The organism is Mycobacterium sp. DHQP2018-32-09, assembly GCF_058148405.1.
On sequence record NZ_JBYVYK010000051.1, the window covers coordinates 1 to 19,021 of the forward strand.

The 19,021-nt window shown below is 69.5% G+C and carries 18 protein-coding genes; 5 read left to right on the plus strand and 13 right to left on the minus strand.

Annotated features, from left to right (window positions below; translation table 11 throughout):
• Positions 1-253 precede the first annotated feature (253 nt).
• Genes hsaB through hsaA form a run of 4 tightly spaced genes read right to left on the minus strand, consistent with a single transcriptional unit; the run spans position 254 to position 3,851 of the window.
• Positions 254-820, minus strand: coding sequence for a 3-hydroxy-9,10-secoandrosta-1,3,5(10)-triene-9,17-dione monooxygenase reductase subunit (hsaB, locus tag AC30CM_RS21630; RefSeq protein ID WP_490118967.1), 567 nt, complete (start codon positions 818-820; stop codon positions 254-256).
• A gap of 6 nt (positions 821-826) precedes the next feature.
• Positions 827-1,726 carry an iron-dependent extradiol dioxygenase HsaC gene (gene hsaC / locus AC30CM_RS21635; protein WP_490118968.1) on the minus strand — a complete coding sequence of 300 codons (900 nt, stop codon included), beginning with the start codon at positions 1,724-1,726 and terminating at the stop codon, positions 827-829.
• A gap of 23 nt (positions 1,727-1,749) precedes the next feature.
• Positions 1,750-2,643, minus strand: coding sequence for a 4,5:9,10-diseco-3-hydroxy-5,9,17-trioxoandrosta-1(10),2-diene-4-oate hydrolase (gene hsaD / locus AC30CM_RS21640; RefSeq protein WP_490118969.1), 894 nt, complete (start codon positions 2,641-2,643; stop codon positions 1,750-1,752).
• Positions 2,643-3,851, minus strand: a complete 1,209-nt coding sequence (gene hsaA / locus AC30CM_RS21645; protein ID WP_490118970.1) for a 3-hydroxy-9,10-secoandrosta-1,3,5(10)-triene-9,17-dione monooxygenase oxygenase subunit — start codon at positions 3,849-3,851, stop codon at positions 2,643-2,645. Before hsaA ends, hsaD begins: the two co-directional genes overlap by 1 nt.
• Positions 3,852-4,020: 169 nt before the next feature.
• Here hsaA and AC30CM_RS21650 point away from each other — a divergent pair, with 169 nt between their 5' ends.
• Both AC30CM_RS21650 and AC30CM_RS21655 read left to right on the plus strand, forming a co-directional pair.
• Positions 4,021-5,082, plus strand: coding sequence for a 2Fe-2S iron-sulfur cluster-binding protein (locus AC30CM_RS21650; RefSeq protein WP_490118971.1), 1,062 nt, complete (start codon positions 4,021-4,023; stop codon positions 5,080-5,082).
• 22 nt (positions 5,083-5,104) lie between these two features.
• A complete protein-coding gene (locus tag AC30CM_RS21655) occupies positions 5,105-5,638 on the plus strand; it encodes a hypothetical protein (protein ID WP_490118972.1) in 534 nt (177 codons plus the stop codon).
• On the opposite strand, the gene AC30CM_RS21660 is transcribed toward AC30CM_RS21655, so the two are convergent.
• Positions 5,635-7,761 (minus strand): acyl-CoA dehydrogenase family protein, encoded by a 2,127-nt coding sequence (locus AC30CM_RS21660; RefSeq protein WP_490118973.1) that lies wholly within the window; start codon positions 7,759-7,761, stop codon positions 5,635-5,637. The two genes, AC30CM_RS21655 and AC30CM_RS21660, sit on opposite strands and share 4 nt — an antisense overlap.
• Positions 7,762-8,038: 277 nt before the next feature.
• On the opposite strand from AC30CM_RS21660, the gene kstR reads away from it, so the two are divergent.
• Together kstR and otsB are read left to right on the plus strand one after the other, a co-directional pair.
• Positions 8,039-8,644, plus strand: coding sequence for a cholesterol catabolism transcriptional regulator KstR (kstR, locus tag AC30CM_RS21665; RefSeq protein WP_490119008.1), 606 nt, complete (start codon positions 8,039-8,041; stop codon positions 8,642-8,644).
• A 21-nt stretch (positions 8,645-8,665) separates the two neighbouring features.
• Complete coding sequence (gene otsB / locus AC30CM_RS21670) at positions 8,666-9,421, plus strand: trehalose-phosphatase (RefSeq protein ID WP_490118974.1); 756 nt, start codon at positions 8,666-8,668, stop codon at positions 9,419-9,421.
• Here the strand turns inward: otsB and AC30CM_RS21675 are convergent.
• The 6 genes from AC30CM_RS21675 to AC30CM_RS21700 all read right to left on the minus strand — a co-directional run bounded on the left by AC30CM_RS21675 (position 9,418) and on the right by AC30CM_RS21700 (position 15,302).
• Positions 9,418-10,659: a globin domain-containing protein gene (locus tag AC30CM_RS21675; RefSeq protein ID WP_490118975.1), complete on the minus strand. Its 1,242-nt coding sequence runs from the start codon at positions 10,657-10,659 to the stop codon at positions 9,418-9,420. The genes otsB and AC30CM_RS21675 overlap by 4 nt on opposite strands.
• The gene (locus AC30CM_RS21680) at positions 10,656-11,111 is read right to left on the minus strand and encodes an RrF2 family transcriptional regulator (protein WP_490118976.1); all 456 of its coding nucleotides are present in this window, start codon (positions 11,109-11,111) and stop codon (positions 10,656-10,658) included. The genes AC30CM_RS21675 and AC30CM_RS21680 overlap by 4 nt, the downstream gene beginning before the upstream one ends.
• Before the next feature lie 98 nt (positions 11,112-11,209).
• On the minus strand, positions 11,210-12,310 hold the full coding sequence (locus tag AC30CM_RS21685; protein ID WP_490118977.1) for an Rv3575c family transcriptional regulator: 1,101 nt from the start codon (positions 12,308-12,310) through the stop codon (positions 11,210-11,212).
• 280 nt (positions 12,311-12,590) lie between these two features.
• The gene (locus tag AC30CM_RS21690; RefSeq protein ID WP_490118978.1) at positions 12,591-13,475 is read right to left on the minus strand and encodes a metal ABC transporter permease; all 885 of its coding nucleotides are present in this window, start codon (positions 13,473-13,475) and stop codon (positions 12,591-12,593) included.
• On the minus strand, positions 13,472-14,266 hold the full coding sequence (locus AC30CM_RS21695) for a metal ABC transporter ATP-binding protein (RefSeq protein ID WP_490118979.1): 795 nt from the start codon (positions 14,264-14,266) through the stop codon (positions 13,472-13,474). Before AC30CM_RS21695 ends, AC30CM_RS21690 begins: the two co-directional genes overlap by 4 nt.
• Positions 14,253-15,302, minus strand: a complete 1,050-nt coding sequence (locus AC30CM_RS21700) for a metal ABC transporter solute-binding protein, Zn/Mn family (protein WP_490118980.1) — start codon at positions 15,300-15,302, stop codon at positions 14,253-14,255. Before AC30CM_RS21700 ends, AC30CM_RS21695 begins: the two co-directional genes overlap by 14 nt.
• 76 nt (positions 15,303-15,378) lie before the next feature.
• Here AC30CM_RS21700 and AC30CM_RS21705 point away from each other — a divergent pair, with 76 nt between their 5' ends.
• On the plus strand, positions 15,379-16,527 hold the full coding sequence (locus AC30CM_RS21705) for a GTP-binding protein (protein WP_490118981.1): 1,149 nt from the start codon (positions 15,379-15,381) through the stop codon (positions 16,525-16,527).
• On the opposite strand, the gene AC30CM_RS21710 is transcribed toward AC30CM_RS21705, so the two are convergent.
• Both AC30CM_RS21710 and AC30CM_RS21715 read right to left on the minus strand, forming a co-directional pair.
• The gene (locus tag AC30CM_RS21710; protein WP_490118982.1) at positions 16,513-18,663 is read right to left on the minus strand and encodes a heavy metal translocating P-type ATPase; all 2,151 of its coding nucleotides are present in this window, start codon (positions 18,661-18,663) and stop codon (positions 16,513-16,515) included. The two genes, AC30CM_RS21705 and AC30CM_RS21710, sit on opposite strands and share 15 nt — an antisense overlap.
• A gap of 4 nt (positions 18,664-18,667) precedes the next feature.
• Positions 18,668-18,952, minus strand: a complete 285-nt coding sequence (locus AC30CM_RS21715; RefSeq protein WP_490118983.1) for a DUF1490 family protein — start codon at positions 18,950-18,952, stop codon at positions 18,668-18,670.
• Positions 18,953-19,021 lie beyond the last annotated feature (69 nt).

Below are 19,021 nucleotides of genomic sequence, written 5' to 3' on the forward strand. Positions count from 1 at the left end.
CGGCATGGGCGGCGGCCAGCAGATCGGCCATGTGCGACAGCCGCGCCGCGCACGCCGCGTTCTCCAACCGCGCGCACGCCCGCAGTCCCGCCGCCGCCGTACGCGCCGCGACGACCTCGGCCACCAACATTTCGAACACATGTTCTACGATACCGGCCCCACCCACCGGCCACCAGCACCATCACCCCCACCTGTGGATGAATCCACCACTGGGGACGAACACCCGAAAACGTCAGCGCGGCATGCTAAAGCGCTACAACCACGTATCCGGCGTGGTAGCCGTCAGGAACGCCTCGAGGTCGTCGCGCCACTGTGCCGGGGTGTTCTTGTCCGGCTCGATGCCGGTGTACTCGCCCCGGTAGAACAGCAGCGGGCGCGGCTTCTCCTTCGGCACCTCCGAGAGCGAGTGCACCGCACCGAACACCACGAAGTGATCGCCGCCGTCGTGCACCGACGCCACCGTGCAGTCGATGTGCGCCAACGTGCCGTCGATGATCGGCGAGCCCAACGGCGAGGGCCGCCAATCGATCCCACCGAACTTGTCCGGCTCCTTCGAACCGAACCGCGCCGACACGTGCTGCTGACGCTCGTGCAGCACGTTCACGCAGAACTGGCCGCTGGCCTCGATCGCCTGCCACGACCGCGACACCTTCGTTGGACAGAACAGCACCAGCGGCGGCTCCAGTGACAAGGCCGCGAACGACTGGCAGGCGAACCCCACCGGCTGGTCCTCGTGCACCGTGGTGATGATGGTGACGCCCGTGCAGAACTGACCGAGCACGTGACGGAAGGTGCGCGGATCGACCTCTGGCGCGCTCACCACGGACTACTTGAAGCCGATGCTGAAGTCATGACCCCACAGGCTCACCGCGGTGCTCTCCCGCGCCACCCAATCGTCGTCGTCGACTTCCAGTCCCTCACACCCGAACTCGATGTCGAAACCACCGGGCGTCTTCATGTAGAACGACAGCATCTTGTCGTTGACGTGACGGCCGAGCGTCGCGGACATCTTCACCTTGCGGCGCAGCGCCCGATCCAGGCATAGACCCACGTCGTCCGCCTCGCCCACCTCGACCATCAGATGCACGATGCCGCTGGGCGTCTCGCCCGGCATGAAGGCCAGACTGTGGTGGCGGGGATTCACCCCGAGGAACCGCAGCCACGCCGGCGACCCGTCGGGGGGCCGGCCCACCAGCTGCGGCGGCAGCTTCATCGAGTCGCGCAGGAAGAAGCCCAGCACGTCCCGGTAGAACCGCAGGGTCTCCGCGTCATCGCGCGTGGTGAGCACCACGTGCCCCAGCCCCTGCTCTTCGGTAACGAAGCGGTGCCCGTAAGGGCTGACGACGCGGCGATGCTCCAGCGCCACCCCGTGGAACACCTCGAGGGTGTTACCCGACGGGTCGTCGAACACGATCATCTCGTCCACGCGGCGGTCGGCGAGCTGGGCGGCGGTGCCCTCCTTGTACGGCGTGCCCTCGACGTCCAGACGCTGCCGAATGTCCTGCAGCGCGGCGGCATTCGCCGTCTCCCAGCCCGATTCCAGCAACCGGTCGTGTTCGCCGGGCACGATGATCAGACGTGCCGGGAACTCGTCCATCCGCAGGTACAGCGCACCCTCGGTGGGGCCCTTGCCCTCCACCATGCCGAGCACCTTGAGCCCGTACTCCCGCCACGCCGCGACATCGGTGGCCTCGATGCGCAGGTAGCCCAGCGACTTGATGGTCACGCGCGGTTCCTTCCCTCCACCAACTACTTGCTCAAGAAGTCGACGGTCAGCTTGTTGAACTCGTCGAACTTCTCCAGCTGCGCCCAATGCCCGCACTGCCCGAAGACGTGCAGTTGCACTCGGGGAATCTGCTTGAGCGCCACCAGGGCACCGTCGAGCGGATTCACCCTGTCCTCACGACCCCAGATCAGCAGCACCGGCTGACGCAGCTTGTACACCTCGCGCCACATCATGCCCAGCTCGAAGTCCGCTCCCGCGAACGACTTGCCCATGGCCTTGGCCGCGGCCAGCGACTCGGGCTTGCTGGCGATGGCGAAGCGCTCGTCGATGAGTTCCTCGGTGATGAGGCTCTGGTCGAACACCATGATGCGCAGGAACTTCTCGATGTTCTGCCGCGTCGGGTCGACGGTGAACTTGCCCAACAGCTTGACGCCCTCGGTGGGGTCGGGCGCGAACAGGTTCACGCTCAACCCGCCCGGGCCCATGAGCACCAGCCGGCCTGCGCGCTTGGGATTGTCCAGCGCGAATCGCACCGCCGTGCCGCCGCCCAGCGAGTTGCCCACCAGGGCGGCCCGCTCGATGCCCAGGTGATCGAACAGGTTCAACAGCGCCGTGGCGCTGTAGCGGTTGTACTGCTCGTGTTCGGTGTGCTTGTCCGACAACCCATATCCGGGCTGATCGACCGCCAGCACGTGGAAGTGCTGGGCCAGGACCGCGATGTTCTTCGAGAAGTTCGACCAGCTGGACGCCCCGGGACCCCCACCGTGCAACAGCACGACGGTTCCCGCGGTATCTCGGTTCCATTCGCCCGCTTCGTGATAGTGCAAGCGCATGTCGTCGCTGACCTGCGCGTACCGCGACGTCGATTCGAAGGTGATCTCCTGCTGCTGGGCAGCTTCCGCGGCGAACGACGTCATCAGACCATCGTGTCCTGTGGCGGCAGACCGAACGCCTCGTTGCCGAAGATCATGTACGCCCGTTCGGGCTCGTTGGCCGCGTGCACCCGGCCGGCGTGGGCGTCGCGCCAAAAGCGTTGCACGGGCTTGTCGATCTCGAGCGCGGTGGCACCGGAGGCCTCGAACAGCAGGTCGATGGACGCGATGGCCCGCGCCGTGGCACGCACCTGGTCGCGGCGGGCGCGGGCGCGCAACTCGAACGGGATCTCCTGGCCCGCCTGCAACAGCGCGTACTCCTCGCCGACGTTGCCGATCAGCTGCCGCCACCCGGCGTCGATGTCACTGGCCGCCTCTGCGATGCGCACCTTGGCGAAGGGATCGTCCTTGGACTTCTCGCCGGCGAAGGCGGCGCGAACGCGCTTGCCCTGGTGCTCGACGTGCGCCTCGTAGGCGCCGTAGGCCATGCCCATGATGGGTGCGGTGATGGTGGTGGGATGCATGGTGCCCCAGGGCATCTTGTACACCGGCGCGGTGTTGTTCTCCAGGCCACCTGCGGTCTTGTCGTTCATCGCCTTGTACGACAGGAAGCGATGCCGCGGTACGAACACGTCCTTGACCACGACGGTGTTGGACCCGGTGGCCTTGAGGCCCACCACGTGCCAGACGTCGTCGATGCGGTACTCGCTGCGGGGGATGAGGAAGCTGCCGAAGTCGACGGGCTTGCCGTCCTTGATGACCGGCCCGCCGAGGAACGCCCACGTGGCGTGACCCGAACCCGACGACCACTGCCACGCACCGCTGACCAGGTAGCCGCCGTCGACGACGACGCCCGCACCCATCGGTGCGTACGAGGACGAGACGCGCACGGAGGGATCGTCACCCCACACCTCGTCCTGGGCGCGCTGGTCGAACAGCGCGAGATGCCAGTTGTGCACGCCGATGATCGAACTGACCCATCCCGTGGAACCGCAGGCGCTGCCGAGTCGACGGACCGCCTCGTAGAACACCGTGGGATCGCACTCCAGCCCGCCCCACTGCGAGGGCTGCAGCAGCTTGAAGAAGCCCACCTCGTCCAGTTCGGCGATGGTCTCGTCGGGGATCTGCCGCAGGTCCTCGGCCGCTTGGGCCCGCTTCGCGATCCGTGGCAACAGGTCGTCGATCCCGCTCAGGACCGATTGCGCATCGCGTTGTTGGATATCGTCGAGGGAAGTCACCGCTCTTGCCTCCATGGGTGTGGGCCGAGAACACCAGCCTGGCTGATTGTCAGATTAGAACACGTTACGATTTGTGTCGAGTACGGCCGTTCGTAAGTCACCTAGACCTGCGGCAGAGCGTTTTTGTAACATGTTCTAGTTCTGGCCCCGCATGGGCTGCACTGGACCCACGAGGGGAGACGGCGTGACGGACGAGCCACTCGGCAGCCACGTGCTGGAGTTGCAGGTGGCCGACGTCGTCGAGGAGACCGCCGATGCGCGTTCCCTGGTGTTCACGGTCCCCGACGGCGCCGAGATCCCGGCCGACCGGCTGCGCTACGCCCCCGGCCAGTTCCTGACCCTGCGGGTACCCAGCGACCGCACCGGCTCGGTGGCGCGCTGCTATTCGCTGTCCAGCTCACCACACACCGACTCCGCGCTCACCGTGACGGTGAAGCGCACCGACGGGGGCTACGCGTCCAACTGGCTCTGCGACAACGCTCGGCCCGGGATGCTGATGCACGTGCTGGCACCGTCGGGCACGTTCGTACCCACGTCGCTGGACACCGATCTGCTGCTGCTCGCCGCGGGCAGCGGCATCACGCCGATGATGGCGATCTGCAAGTCGGCGCTGGCCGAGGGATCCGGCAAGGTGGTGCTGGTCTATGCCAACCGCGACGAGCGCTCGGTGATCTTCGCCGAGGAGCTGCGCAAGCTCGGCCAGGAGCACCCCGACCGGCTGGTCGTCGTGCACTGGCTGGAGACCGTGCAGGGCCTGCCGTCGGCGGCCGCACTGGGCGCCCTCGTCGGCCCGTTCGCCACGCACGACGCCTTCATCTGCGGCCCCGGCCCGTTCATGGCGGCCGCGAAGGAGGCGCTGCGCGCGGCGGGCACCCCCGACCGCTCCGTCCACGTCGAGGTGTTCACCTCACTGGAATCCGACCCCTTCGCCGCCGTCGTGATCGACGAGGACGCCGACGACGACCGCGGCCCCGCGACGGCCGTCGTGGCCCTCGACGGCACCACCCACGAGGTGCGCTGGCCCCGCGGCGCCAAGCTGCTCGACGTGTTGCTGGACAAGGGCCTCGACGCCCCGTTCTCCTGCCGGGAGGGGCACTGCGGCGCGTGCGCGGTGCTGATGAAGAGCGGCGCGGTGGACATGGCGGTCAACGACGTCCTCGAACCCGCCGACCTCGAGGAGGGACTGATCCTGGCCTGCCAGGCCACCCCGACGTCGGATTCGGTGGAAGTGACCTACGACGAATGAGCCGCGGGCTACCGTGCACAGCGTGACGCGATTCGCCGGAGTGCTCGCAACGGCGGCGGCCGCCGGGCTCGTGCTGGCGGCGCTGACGCCGCCCGCGGTGGCGGGCGCCGCCGAGAACAGCGCGACGTCGTCGATTCCCGTCGACCCCGCCACCACCATCGAGATGCACACCACCGCCAACTGCGTGCTGGCCGACAACCAGTGCTACTTCACGACGTCGGCGAACCTGCGCGGCCCGGACGGCCCCATCCCGCTGCCCGGCGACTTCTACGGCCGACAGACCACCACGTTGCGGTCGATGGACCGCAACATGTACTTCGACTCGGACTTCGACGGGCCCAACACCCGAATGTTCAAGTCACTCACCGACAACGAGTTCGCGACGGTGTTCTTCGGCAACGGTCCCGCCGTGCTGCGCGGCAACACCCGCACCGTCGACTGGAGCACCGGCAGGCCCAAGACCGATGCCGACTACATCGTGTGCGCCCACATCCAGGTGGTGTACTCCGGGGTGAACCTCACCACCCCGGACGCCTGCGCGCAGACGCGCTACTAACGCGGCAGCCCCAGCAGACGCTCCCCTGCCACCGTCAGCAGGATCTGTTCGGTGCCACCGGCGATCGACAGGCACCGGGTGTTCAGGAAGTACCGCACGTCGGGTGAGTCGACGATGCCCGCCCCGGGCTGCCAGTCCATGATGGTCTCGGCCAGCGCCTGGCGGTACCGCACGCCGATCAGCTTGCGCACGCTCGACGGGGCGCCGGGATCGTGGCCCTCGAGGGCCATCTTGGCGATCAGTTGATCGAGCAGCGCACCGACCTGCGCGCCGATGATCAACTGGCCCAGGTGATCCGCGGCCGCGGGATCGAGGTCGCCCGAACCGATCACGTCGAGCAGGTGCACCATGCCCTTGTCGAGGGCGCCGCCTGCGGCCATCGCGACCCGCTCGTTGGCCAGCGTGGTGCGCGCCAGGGGCCACCCACCGTCGACGGCGCCCACCACACACTCGTCGGGCACATAGACGTCGTCGAAGAACACCTCGTTGAACAGCGCCTCCCCGGTGATCTCCCGCAGCGGCCGGATGTCGATGCCGGGCGAGCGCATGTCGACCAGGAAGTAGGTGATGCCCTTGTGCTTGGGGGCATCCGGATTGGTGCGCGCCAGGCAGATTCCCCAGTCCGCGCGGTGGGCGTTCGACGTCCACACCTTCTGCCCGGTGAGCAGCCAGCCGGTGTCCTCAGGATGGCGAACTGCCTTGGTGCGCAACGCCGCCAGGTCCGAACCCGCACCGGGCTCGCTGAACAGCTGGCACCAGTAGACGCTGCCGTCCAGCGTGCCGGGGATGAACTTCTCGATCTGCTCGGGCGTCCCGTGCCCCAGGATGGTGGGCGCCGCCCACCATCCGATGGAAATGTCCGGCCGCACGACGCCCGCCGCCTCGAGTTCCTGGTCGATGACCAACTGTTCGGCCGCCGACGCGCCCCGCCCGTAGGGCCGCGGCCAGTGCGGGGCCATCAGGCCGGACTCGGCCAGCGCGACCTGCCGCTTCTCCTCCGGCAGCGCGGCGACGTCGGCGACCAGGCCGGCGATCTCGGCGCGCACACCCTCGGCGTCGGTGACGTCGACGTGCAGGTGCCGCCGCACCCCGGCCCGCGTCAGCTCCACGCACCGGCGCAGCCAGCGCGACCGGCCGCCGAGGAACTGCCCCAGCGCGTACGCGCGGCGCAGGTAGAGGTGCGCGTCGTGTTCCCACGTGATGCCGATGCCGCCCAGGACCTGGATGCAGTCGCGGGCGTTGAGCTTGGCCGCGTCGATGCCGACGGCGGCCGAGAGCGCCGCCGCGAGCGACAGCTGCGACCCGTCCGGGTCGTCGATGGCCTCGGCGGCATCGGCGGCGGCGACGTCGACCTGCGAGGACCGCAGCAGCATCTCGGCGCACATGTGCTTGACGGCCTGAAAGCTGCCGATGGGCTTGCCGAACTGCTCGCGCACCTTGGCGTACTCGGTCGCGGTGCGCAGCGTCCAGCGCGCCAGCCCGGCTGCCTCGGCGGACAGCATCGCCGCGGTGAGTTCGGTGACGCGGGCGCCGTCGAGGCGGGTGGCCGGGGCGGCCGTCAACTCCACCCGCGCCAGAGGTCGCGAGAAGTCGGTGGCGGGCAGCGGTTCGACGGTGACGCCGGTCGCCGTCCCGTCGACCAGCACCCAGTCCTCGCCGGCGGGCAGCAGCAGCACGCCCCCGGGTTCGGCGCCCAGCACGTAGTCCGCACTGCCGGTCGCGGTGGACCCGTCGACGGCGATGTCGGCAGTCAGCGCCACCCCCGCGGTGCGCCGGCCGGCCACCAGCTCGTCGAGCAGGGCACGGTCGGTGACCAGCAGCGTGGCCAGGGCGGTGGTGGCGACGGGTCCGGGCACCAGCGCGGCCGCCGCCTCGTCGACCATGGCGCACAGCGTCTGCACGCCCGCACCGGCACCGCCGAGCGCTTCCGGCACGGCGACGCCGAAGATTCCCAACTCGGCCAGGGCCCGGTAGGGCGCGCGCCAGGCGTCGGGGTCGCCGAGCTCGACCGCACGCACCGCCGCGATGGCACCCGCACCGGCCGCCCAGTCGGCCACCAGCCCCCGCGCGGCAAACTGTTCCTCGGTGCCGGGAGCGGATCCGACGGGAGCGGACAGAGCCATCTCGGGCCTCCTTGCCTAGGGCGAGAAGGCGATGCTTCTCACTAGAACGTGTTCTAATGGTGACAGCGTTCGGCCGTCAAGTCGACGGTCGTCGTCGCAGGACACGTGGGTGCCCGCGGGTACGGAGGTGGGAAATCAGCGATCGGAATGTGTACCGTTTCTCCCCTACCGCGCAATACGAAGGAGTGCCCGCCGCATGCCTGCAGTCTCGGGGCCAGCACACACCAACCCGGGTTCCGGCGCTGAATCTGCGACCGGCCCCAGGCACGTCATGAACGTGTCCGTCCTCTCCGAGTCGGAGCTGGGCTCCGAGGCACAACGCGAACGCCGCAAGCGCATCCTCGACGCCACGCTCGCCATCGCCTCCAAGGGCGGCTACGAGGCCGTGCAGATGCGGGCCGTCGCCGAGCGTGCCGACGTCGCGGTGGGCACGCTCTACCGCTACTTCCCGTCGAAGGTGCACCTGTTGGTGTCGGCGCTGGGGCGCGAATTCGAGCGCATCGACGCCAAGACCGACCGGGCGTCGCTGACCGGCGGCACGCCGTACCAGCGGCTGAACATCATGGTGGGCAAGCTCAACCGCTCGATGCAGCGCAACCCGTTGCTCACCGAGGCCATGACACGCGCCTTCGTGTTCGCCGACGCCTCCGCAGCCGGTGAGGTCGATCACGTCGGCAAGGTGATGGACTCGATGTTCGCGCGCGCGATGAGCGACGGCGAACCCACCGAGGACCAGTACCACATCGCGCGCGTCATCTCCGACGTCTGGCTGTCGAACCTGCTGGCCTGGCTGACCAGACGCGCGTCGGCCACCGACGTCAGCAAACGCCTCGACCTGGCCGTCCGATTGCTGATCGGCGACGGCGAGCACCCGAAGATCTGACTCGCGGACCCGCCGGGAAGGATGGGCTGCGTGCTCCCGGTTGACCTGGTCCGCGCCCTCGACCACCTGGCCGCCACGCCGCGCCTGCTCGTCGTCTCCGACTTCGACGGCACGCTGGCACCCATCGTGTCCGACCCGACGACCGCGCGCGCCCTACCCGCCGCGGCGGCGGCCCTGACCGGGCTGGCCGAGCTACCCGACACCACCGCCGCCGTGGTGTCCGGCCGTGCGCTGGCCGTGCTGCGCGAACTGACGGGCCTACCGCCGACGGTGCACCTGGTAGGGAGTCACGGGGCCGAGTACGACACCGGATTCGGCATAGACGTCGACACCGAACTGCTGGACCGCATCGTCGCCGACCTCAGGGCGATCGCGGACGGTCGGCCCGGCGTCGCCGTCGAAACCAAGCCGGCGAGCGCTGCCCTGCACGTACGCAACGCCGGCCCCGACGACGCCGCCGCGGCCATGGCGGCAGCGCACGCCGCGCTGCCCGGCTGGCACGGCGCTCACCCCACCGAGGGCAAGGCGGTACTGGAGATCGCCGTCATCGACACCGACAAGGGCGCGGCGGTCGACCTGCTGCGTACGCAGACGTCGGCGACGGCGGTGCTGTTCCTCGGCGACGACGTCACCGATGAGAAGGCGTTCCGCCGCATGCGCGACGGCGACGTCGGGGTCAAGGTCGGCGACGGCGAGTCCCTGGCACGGTGGCGCGTCGATTCGCCAGCGGACGTCGCCGCGGCCCTGCTGCACCTGCGCGACGCGCGGCGCGGTTAACCCAGCAGCCAGTCGTTGGGGCTGAACAACTCGCAGTGCAGGCGGTCGGCGGGAACCCCCGACGCGACCAGCTGATCGCGCACGGCATGCACGAAACCCGGATTGCCGCACAGGTATACGCGAGCATCGGCGGGCACGTCGGGAATCACCATCCGGCCGGCGTGCACGTCGACCGCCATGGGCGTACCCGCGTCTTCGTACCAGACGTCGAGCGTGCCGTTGGGCAGCTGGTCGACCAACTCGCGCTGCCGATCGCGCAGCGGGTGTTCGGAGGCACTGCGGTCGGCGTGCCATGCCAGTACCCGCGCCTGCGGCGACGTCGCCACGAGGTACTCCAGCAACCCGATCATCGGGGTGATGCCGATGCCCGCCGAGATCAGCACCGTCGGCGCGGCGGTGGGGGTGGGCAGGTCGCCGAACGGCAGCGTGACGTCGAGCAGGTCACCCACGCGCACGGTGTCTCGAATGTGGGTGGACACCTCGCCGGCGGGCCCGGCCGCGGCGTCGACGGGCTTCACGGCGAAGGTCAGCGTCGGCGACCCCGGAGCGTTGACCAGGCTGTACTGACGGAGCTGACGCGCCCCGTCGGGCAGTACGACACCTACCGAGACATATTGTCCGGCAACGAAGCTCGGATGTTCATCGGTCGCCAGGCGGACCGTCAGCAGCACCGCTCCCGACGGATCGTCGACCCGATCGACCACCGTCGCCCGGCGATACACGTCGCCGGGCGCCACCCCGGCATCGGCGTAGAGCCGGCGCTCCATCGCGATCAGGGTGTCGGCCATGATCCAGTACACGCGGTCCCACGCCGCGGCGACCGGCGCGGTGACGGTGTCGGCACCCAGCACCTCGACGATCGCGGCGAACAGGTTGTCGTGCACCACGGGATACTGGTCCGCCGTGATCCCCAGGGAGGCGTGCTTGTGGCCGATGCGCGACAGCAGGTCCGTCGGGTGCGGCAGGTCGGGGTCGACCAGGTGCGCCGCGAACGTCGCGATCGACGCGGCCAACGCCCGCTGCTGCGCGCCCTGCGCCTGATTGCCGCGGTTGAACAGATTGCGCAGCAGCCCGGGATGATTGGCGAACAGCCGCTGATAGAAGTTCGACGTGATCTCGTCGACGTGTGCACCCACCAGCGGCAGCGTTGCCCGAATCACCTCGGCGTGCTGCGGTTCCAATTCCTCGCGGACGGTCGGATCGACGGACGGGGCTGGATGGTCGGAGACTGCGGTCATCGGTGCTTCCCTTCGGTGGAGGTGGAGATTCGGAGGATCACGGGAAGGCTTGGGCTTCCCGCGAGGTCGGTGACGGTGTAGCGGTCGAGTTCGCGGTAGAACGCGTCCTTGGCCTCGGCCAGGGCGCGCCGCAACCGGCACGCCGCGATGAGCGGGCACGGGTTCTCGCCGTCGCATTCGACGACCTCGCGGTCGCCCTCGAGTTGGCGCACCAGCCAGCCGATCGAGGCCCGGCGGCCGGCGTCGGTCAACTCCAGACCGCCGAGCCGGCCGCGGTGGGCGGTGACCATGTCCAGCTCGACGAGTCGCGAGACCGCCTTGGCGATGTGATGTTCCGACGCTGCGGCACCTGCGGCGATGGTCTTGCTGGTGACCCGGCGATCGGCGTGCTCACCGGCCGCGAGGAGCATCATCGCCCGCAACCCCAGGTCGGTGAACCGCGTCAACTGCATGCCTACAGACGCTATTAATTCCGCACCGAAGATGCGAGTTTTCTGCGTGTGTGGTCAAACACCACGTCAGACGCGGTTTTTTGACCTGCGAGAACTGGTCAGCCGGGCGGACCGGACGTGCGCCCGCGGATCAACTCGGTGTCGAGCACCTCCACCACGGGCAACCCCGACCGCGGCGGTTCGTGCAACAACCGGCCCGCCCGCCTACCCTTCTCGACGCTGGGCTGGCGCACCGTCGTCAGGCCCCGCGCCACCGCGTCGGGAACCCCGTCGAAACCGGTCACCGTCATGTCACCCGGAACGTAGATGCCGCGGGCCCGCAGGTGGTCCATCGCCGAGAGCGCCAGCACGTCGGCGGTGCACATCAGCGCGGTGATCCGCGGATTGGCCTCCAGGGCCAGCTCGGCGGCGAAGCCACCCGAGGTGGGCCGATGCTCGTAGCTCTCGACGATGGTGACACCGTCGGGATCCCGCCCGGCGGCCGCCATCGCGTCGCGCACACCCTGGACGCGATCGCCCTGAACGCCGAAGTGCGGCATGGCGATCCGTGCGGGAGCTGCCACCGCCGCCGGTGCCGCGCCGGCGGGCCACGATCGGTCGAGGCGCATGGTGAGCAGCCCGATCTCCTTGTGGCCCAACCCGATCACGTACTCGGCCACCCTGCGCATCGCGGCCCGGTCGTCGATGCCGACGTACGACGCGCCGGGGACGTCCTTGGGTTGATCGACGACCACCAGGGGCAGCGCGCGCTCCTGCACCACCTCCAGATAGGGGTCGTCGTCGGAGGCCGAGTAGACGACGAAGCCGTCGACGCCCGCGGCCAGCACGGCGGCGACCCCGTCGGCGACACTGCGATTGGGCCCGATGGCCACCAACAGCAGGCCCTGGCCCGCCGCCTCGCATGACTCGGCCAGTCCGGCAACGAAGTCGAGGGCGGCGGGATCACGGAACGAGTAGTTCAGCGGCTCGGTGATCATCAAGCCGACCGCACCGGCCCGCCGCGTCCGCAGCGACCGCGCGACGGGATCGGGCCCGGGATACCCCATCTCCTTGGCCGCCGCGAGCACGCGCTCACGCAGATCCGCCGACAGTTGGTCGGGCCGGTTGTAGGCATTCGAGATGGTGGTGCGGGACACCTTGAGTTCGGCGGCCAGGGAGGCCAGCGTCGCCCGTCTCTTGGGCGCAGGACCTCGAGCCATGCTCGGTGAGACTAGCGGGTTCGTCCAGGGCTCGTCACCGCGAGGTTCGCTACCGAACCACCTGCCTCGGTTCGCCGACCACGCCGACCCCTCATGCGTCGTCGTCGGACGAACCTCGTGCCCGCCCCGTCGTCCCCCTGTCGACGAAACCGACCCGCTGCCTGCGATGACGACCCTGAACGTCCGCCGTGTAGATATTGACAGCCCCGCTGGGGAGATGAATCGGGGAAAACCCTATGTTTGCGGTAGGGGTCCACGTCCCGACCCGGGGATGGCGTCCTCAGGCGTCGGTGAGGGTGCCGCCGTGTGTCGTGGGCGTGACGGCGCGGCGTTCGCGGCGTGACGCCAGCCACACGGCCAGCCACACCAGGGTGACCAAGCTGGTGATGACGAAACTGGGCGGCACGTTGAACATGGCCGACACCGCGAGCCCCAGCCACACGGCAAGCACGGCCAGCCCCGTGGCGAGCGCGATCGCGACACCCGGGCGCGCCGACAGCATGATCGCCGTCGCGGCGGGTGTGACGACGAGCGCGAACAGCAGCAGGGTGCCGACGGCCTGGACGGCCATGGTCACCGCCAGCCCCAGCAAGGTCATGAACACCACCGAGAGCACCCGCACCGGAACCCCCCTGGCCTCGGCGACCTGCGGGTTGACCGAGGCAAACAGCAACGGTCGATAGACGACGGCCATCGCCACGATGATCACGGCGACCCCGATGCCGAACGTGACCAGTTGGTCGTCGGTGATGGCCAGCAGGTTTCCGAACAGCACGTTGGTCACCGTGCTGTTGCTACGGGTCGCCTGCGAGCTGAAGAACAAGCCCAACCCGGTGGCCGCCGCGAGCACCGTGCCGGTGGCCACCTCGCGCTCGTCGGCGCGTTTGCCCAGGGCTCCGATCACCAGCGCGCCACCCACGCAGAACACCGTGAGCCCCGCCGTCACCGGCAGCCCCAGCAGGACCGCGCCGGTGGCACCGGGGAAGCCGATGTGCGCCAGCGCATGCGCGGCGAACGCGCTGTTGCGCACGACGATGAAGAAGCCGATGAGCCCGGCCGCGAGCGCCACCAGGGTGCCGCCGACGAGGGCGTTGCGCATGAAGTCCGACGCCAGGATCTGCGGCCAGTTGTCCTGATATCCCAGGGCCAGGATCGACGCGCTCACCACACGCTCCGCATGTACAGCTCGCCCTGCGGGGTGTGCACGACCTGGACGGACGTGCCGTAGAGGTGGGTCAGCAGCTCGTCGTTCACGACCTCGTCCATGGTGTCGAAGTGCGGGTGGCCATCCAGCAGGTAGATGGCTCCGTCGAGGATGCTCAGCAGCGGGTTGAGGTCGTGGGCGACCACCAGGATGGTCACGTCGAACTCGGACCTGATCTTGGCCAGCAGCCGCACGATGCCGCGTTGATTGCGGACGTCCAGCGACGTCAACGGTTCGTCGAGGACCAGCAGTTCGGGCCGCGACACCAGGGCCTCGGCGATCGCGATGCGCTGGCGCTGCCCGCCGGACAGCTGGGACAGCCTGCGGCAGGCGAAGTCCTGGGCGTCGACGGCGGTCAGCATCTCGTCGACACGGGCGCGCTGTTCGGCACTGGCCCGGCCGAAACCCCAGCGCCGTCCGGTGAGCCCGAGCATCACGGCATCGCGGGCCCGGATGGCCGTGCCCGCCGCAGCGGCGTAGTTCTGCGGGACATATCCGATGAGGCCGGTGGCCTCACCGGGGCGCCTGCCGAGCACCCGGATCTCCCCGGAGCTGATCGCGACCATGCCCAGCACGGCGTGCAGGAGCGTGGTCTTGCCCGAACCCGACGACCCGATGACGGCGTACGTGCCGCCGGCGGGCACCTCGAACGTGCCCTCCGACCAGATCAGGGTGCCGCCACGGACGACGCTGACGTCGTCGAACTTCAGCGCCGGCGGACCGGACGGGACGGGACGGTCAGGCCGGGACACCGAGGGCCTTGGCCAGCGAGGTGAGTTGGTCCACCTGCCAAGCCTCGAACGTTTTCGCGCCGGGCGCCACCGTTTCGGTGACGTCGACGACCGGGATGCCCGCCGACTCGGCCGCCGTGCGGATCTGCTGGGGCACCGAACCCTCGGTCTGGGTGTTGTAGATCAGCACGTCGACGCCCTTGTCGCGCAGCAGCGTCAGGAACGCGTCCAGGTCTGCCGGCGACGGATCGGTTTCGTTGGCCGAGGCCGTCTGGTAGCCCGCGGGCGTCTTGTTCTGCAGGCCGACGGCGGCCGCCATGTCGTCGAAGACGCTCTCGGTGGCGGCGTAGGTCTTGCCCGCGGCGCCGGACTTGATGGCGGCGATGGCGTCGTCGTAGGGCTTGAGGTCGGTGCCGAACTCGGCACGGCGCTCGGTGAAGTACGACGACGCGTCGGGCGCCAGCTTGGTCAGCTGGGCGGTGACCGCGTCGGCGACGGCCTTGACGGTGGCGGGGCTGTACCAGACGTGCGGGTTGGCACCCCCGTGATCGTGGCCATCGTGATCGTGGCCATCGTGATCGTGGCCATCGTGATCGTCGTGGCCTGCGGCGTCGTGGTCGGGCGCCTCGCCGCCGGCGCTCTCGCCCACGCCCAGCAGCACCGCGTCCACCACGGGAGCGTTGGGGGCCGAACCGGCCGCCAGCTTGTTGGCCCATTCGTCGTAGTGGCCGCCGTTGACCACGACGAGCTGGGCGCCCTGGAACTTCGCGGCGTCGGCGGGCGACGGCTCGTAGTCGTGGGGGTCGACCGACGAGCTGGCCAGCAGCGTGGTGACGTTGGCGCAGGCGCCCCCGAGCTCGGAGACGATGTCACCCCACTGGTCCACGCTGACGACGACGTCCACCGGCTTCGTGGGGCACGCGGGGGCATCCGAGGCGACCGTGGTCGAGCCGGACTCGGTGCCGCCGCCCGAGCAGGCGGTCAACAGCAGTGGTGCGGCGAGCAGTGCGGCGGCGAGCCGGGCGGGCACCGAGGATGCGGAGGACGTGGCGGACATGGCGATAACGATAACCGTTTGCATTAGATCCGAGCCACCCGGGGTCTACTTTAATGAAAATGATTACCATTAAGGCATGACCCTCCGCCCCGTTCCCGTCACCGTCCTGTCCGGCTTCCTCGGAGCAGGCAAGACCACCCTGCTCAACCACGTCCTGGCCAACCGCGACGGCCGTCGCGTCGCGGTCATCGTCAACGACATGAGCGAGATCAACATCGACGCCGCGCTGCTCGCCGGCCAGGGTCACCTCGACCGCACCGAGGAGAAGTTCGTCGAACTCACCAACGGCTGCATCTGCTGCACCCTGCGCGAAGACCTGGTCGAGAGCGTCGGCGCACTCGCCCGCGAAGGCCGATTCGACCACGTGCTCGTCGAATCCACCGGCATCTCCGAACCGATGCCCGTGGCCGCCACGTTCGAGTGGGAGTTCGACGACGGGTTCCGCCTCGCCGACCTCGCTCGGCTGGACACGATGGTCACCGTCGTCGACGCATCGACGTTCATGACCGAACTCGCCAGGGGCGAGGCGCTGGCCGACCGCGACCTGGCCGCAGGCGAGGGCGACGGTCGCAGCATCGCCGACCTCCTGGTGGATCAGGTGGAGTTCGCCGACGTCCTGCTCCTCAACAAGACCGACCTGGTGAGTGACGCCCTGCTCGGCACCGTCGAGACCACGATCCGTCGACTCAACCCGACCGCCAAGGTGCTGCGCACCGACCACGGCGTCGTCGACGTCGGCGACATCCTCGACACCGGCCTGTTCAACCCCCTCGCAGCCGCCGAACTGCCCGGCTGGGACGAGGAGATCGCGAACGGTCACACCCCGGAGACCGAGGAGTACGGCATCTCCTCGACGGTGTTCCGCTCCGATCGCCCCTTCCACCCGCAGCGGCTCGCCGAAGCCCTCGACGGCATGCGAGGAATCCTGCGCAGCAAGGGGTTCTGCTGGATCGCCAGCCGCCCGACGATCGCGGCGATCTGGTCGCAGGCCGGACCCAACCTGGTAATCGAACCGGCGCAGTACTGGTCGGGCACCGAGATCGCACCCGGTCAGGAACTGGTGTTCATCGGCATCCGCCTCGACCGCGCCGACGTGCACCGCAGGCTGAGGTGGGCCACCCTCGACGACGCGGAACTGGCTGCCGGGCAACGGGCCTGGCTCTCCTACCCCGATCCGCTACCCACCTGGCAGGTGCACGAACACGCGCACTCAGCTGCCCGCTGACTCCGTCCCGTACCGGATGAGCCGGGAACTGTTGCCCACCACCGCGACCGACGACGCGTTGTGCAGCACGGCCGCCAGCACCGGGGACAGCGCGCCGCCGGCACCCAGAAGCAGCCCGAACGCGTTCACCGCGATGGACATCGCGTAGTTCTGCCGGATGACGTCGACCGCGCGTCCGCCGAGGTCGCGGACGTCGAGCAGCTTGCGCAGGTCGTCGCCTGCCAGCGCGACGTCGGCGGTCTCGACGGCGACGTCGGTGCCACCCAAACCCATGGCGATGCCGATGTCGGCAGCCGCCAACGCCGGGGCATCGTTGATGCCGTCCCCCACCATGGCCACCACGTGACCCGCATCGCGGAGTTGCCGAACCACCTCGAGCTTCTCCTCGGGCAGCACCTCGGCGCGCCACTCCGTGATCCCCAGGCTCGCGGCGACGGCGCGCGCCGTCTGCGGATGATCGCCGGTGAGCATCACGATGCGGGTCACGCCCGCACTGCGCAGTCGGCGCAGCACGGGCTCGGCTTCCAGACGCACCTCGTCGCGCAGGCTGATCAGCCCCACCAGCACGCCGTCCACCGCCAGCAACAGCGGGGTTTCCGCCTCGCCGCGCAGTCGGGCCACCCACCCGTCGGCGTCCGAGCCGACGTGCACGTGTTCCTGCGTCAACAGCGCCGGACTGCCCAGCAGCAGCACCTGCCCGTCGGCGCGGGTCCGCATGCCGAGACCCACCAGCACCTCGCACTCCTCGTGGGGTGGGATGGCGATGTGCCGTTCCGTCGTCGAGCGAATCACGGCCTCCGCCAGTGGATGTCGCGAGTGGATCTCCGAGCTGGCGGCGTAGGCCAGCACGCGTTCCGGCGGCCAGTCGTCCTGGAAGCTCACCACGTTCGTGACCACCGGCCTACCGCGCGTCAGCGTGCCCGTCTTGTCGAACACCACCGCGTCGATCCGGCCGGCCTGCTCGAGGTGCGCACCGCCCTTGATGAGGATGCCCCGCCGCGCCCCGTTGCCGATCGCCGCGCTGATGGCCGTCGGCGTGGACAGGCCGACCGCACATGGGCACGCGACCAACAGCATGGTCATGGCGCGCCGCACGTCGCCGGTGAGCACCAGCGTCGCGGCGGACACCACGAACGACAGCGGGACGAATCGGCGCGAGAAGTTCTCGCCGACGGTCTGGATGGGCGCGCGGTCGTGCTGCGCCTCCTCCACGCGCGCGATGATCCGACCGATCGCAGTGTCGGCGCCGACGGCCGCAGCTGCCACCACCAGCCGACCACGGATCACGATGGACCCGGCGTGCACCCAGCCGCCGGTCTCGATGCGCACGGGCAGCGTCTCGCCGGTGATGGCCGACTGGTCGAGGATCGCCTCACCGTCGACGACGGTGCCGTCGACCGGGACCGCGACCTGCTCGTGCACCACCACGTGGTCCCCGACGCGTACCGCGTCCAGCGCCACCTGCACCTCGGTGCCGTCGGCAAGGACCGTCCACGCCGAATCCTGGTTACCACGAAGCAGATTGGCGATGGCGCGGCGCGTGCGGCGCAGTGTGAGGTCTTGCAGGTACTCCCCGATGTTGAGCAACCACAGCACCGTCAACGCCACGACGTTCTCGCGCAGCACCAGGCTGGCGACGGTCGCGGCGGACACCAGCAGGTCGGTGCCCGCCGACCGGCCACCACGCAACGACCGCAACGCGCCCCGCAAGAACGGGTATCCGGTGACGATCGTGGCGCCGGTGGCGAACGTCCGGGCCGCGGATCCCAAGAGTGGCGCCCTCCGCAGGCCGTAGCGTCGAAACCCCAACAGCGTCAGCGCGAACCCGCCGAGCGCGATGCGCAGCACGTCGGCATTGCGGACGTCGGCCGAACGCGGCACCAGGGAGGTGCCGGCAGGTGCGGCGTGCCGCGCCGCCGCGATGGCCGCCAGCAGGTCGGCGCTCGCGCACCGCAGCGGCGAGTACCACACCACCACCGAGCCGGTGCGCGGGTAGGCGTGCACCGTGCGCACCCCGGCCACGTGGTCCACCGCATCCTCCACGGCCACGGCGCGCGGCGTGTCCGAGCGCAACCACGGGACGTGGACGCGGATGCGGCCACCCGCGTCGGACAGGACGGTCAGCTCCTGCGCCATGTCGTCAGTGCTCGTGCTGGTGCTCGCCGCCCGCCGTCACCGGCGGAGTCGCCTCCTCGCCGATGCGCTCCTTGGCCTCTGCGACGACGTCGGCCACGCGCAGCCGCGCCGACTCGGCACCCTCCTCCGCCTTGCGGACGCCCCTGAGCGCGACGGCGGTGGTGGCGACGGCCGCCTCGTGCAGCGGCGCCTTGGCCGCGACCTTGCGGACGGTCTCGTATGCGGCCACGCCCACCAGGCCCGTCATCACCGTGCCCGCGGCCTTCGCCAACACACCCGACAGCATCATCCGTTCTCCCTCGACTGGTCGTACCGGCTCGCGCCGCATTTGCGACAACGATAACCATTTCCACCAGAT

Excerpts from the sequence above, each read along its gene's own strand:
- hsaD (WP_490118969.1), bottom strand. The coding sequence starts at position 2,643 with ATGACGTCGTTCGCCGCGGAAGCTGCCCAGCAGCAGGAGATCACCTTC.
- hsaA (WP_490118970.1), bottom strand. The coding sequence starts at position 3,851 with ATGGAGGCAAGAGCGGTGACTTCCCTCGACGATATCCAACAACGCGAT.
- AC30CM_RS21660 (WP_490118973.1), bottom strand. The coding sequence starts at position 7,761 with ATGGCTCTGTCCGCTCCCGTCGGATCCGCTCCCGGCACCGAGGAACAG.
- otsB (WP_490118974.1), top strand. The coding sequence starts at position 8,666 with ATGGGCTGCGTGCTCCCGGTTGACCTGGTCCGCGCCCTCGACCACCTG.
- AC30CM_RS21675 (WP_490118975.1), bottom strand. The coding sequence starts at position 10,659 with ATGACCGCAGTCTCCGACCATCCAGCCCCGTCCGTCGATCCGACCGTC.
- AC30CM_RS21680 (WP_490118976.1), bottom strand. The coding sequence starts at position 11,111 with ATGCAGTTGACGCGGTTCACCGACCTGGGGTTGCGGGCGATGATGCTC.
- AC30CM_RS21685 (WP_490118977.1), bottom strand. The coding sequence starts at position 12,310 with ATGGCTCGAGGTCCTGCGCCCAAGAGACGGGCGACGCTGGCCTCCCTG.
- AC30CM_RS21700 (WP_490118980.1), bottom strand. The coding sequence starts at position 15,302 with ATGTCCGCCACGTCCTCCGCATCCTCGGTGCCCGCCCGGCTCGCCGCC.
- AC30CM_RS21705 (WP_490118981.1), top strand. The coding sequence starts at position 15,379 with ATGACCCTCCGCCCCGTTCCCGTCACCGTCCTGTCCGGCTTCCTCGGA.
- AC30CM_RS21710 (WP_490118982.1), bottom strand. The coding sequence starts at position 18,663 with ATGGCGCAGGAGCTGACCGTCCTGTCCGACGCGGGTGGCCGCATCCGC.
- AC30CM_RS21715 (WP_490118983.1), bottom strand. The coding sequence starts at position 18,952 with ATGATGCTGTCGGGTGTGTTGGCGAAGGCCGCGGGCACGGTGATGACG.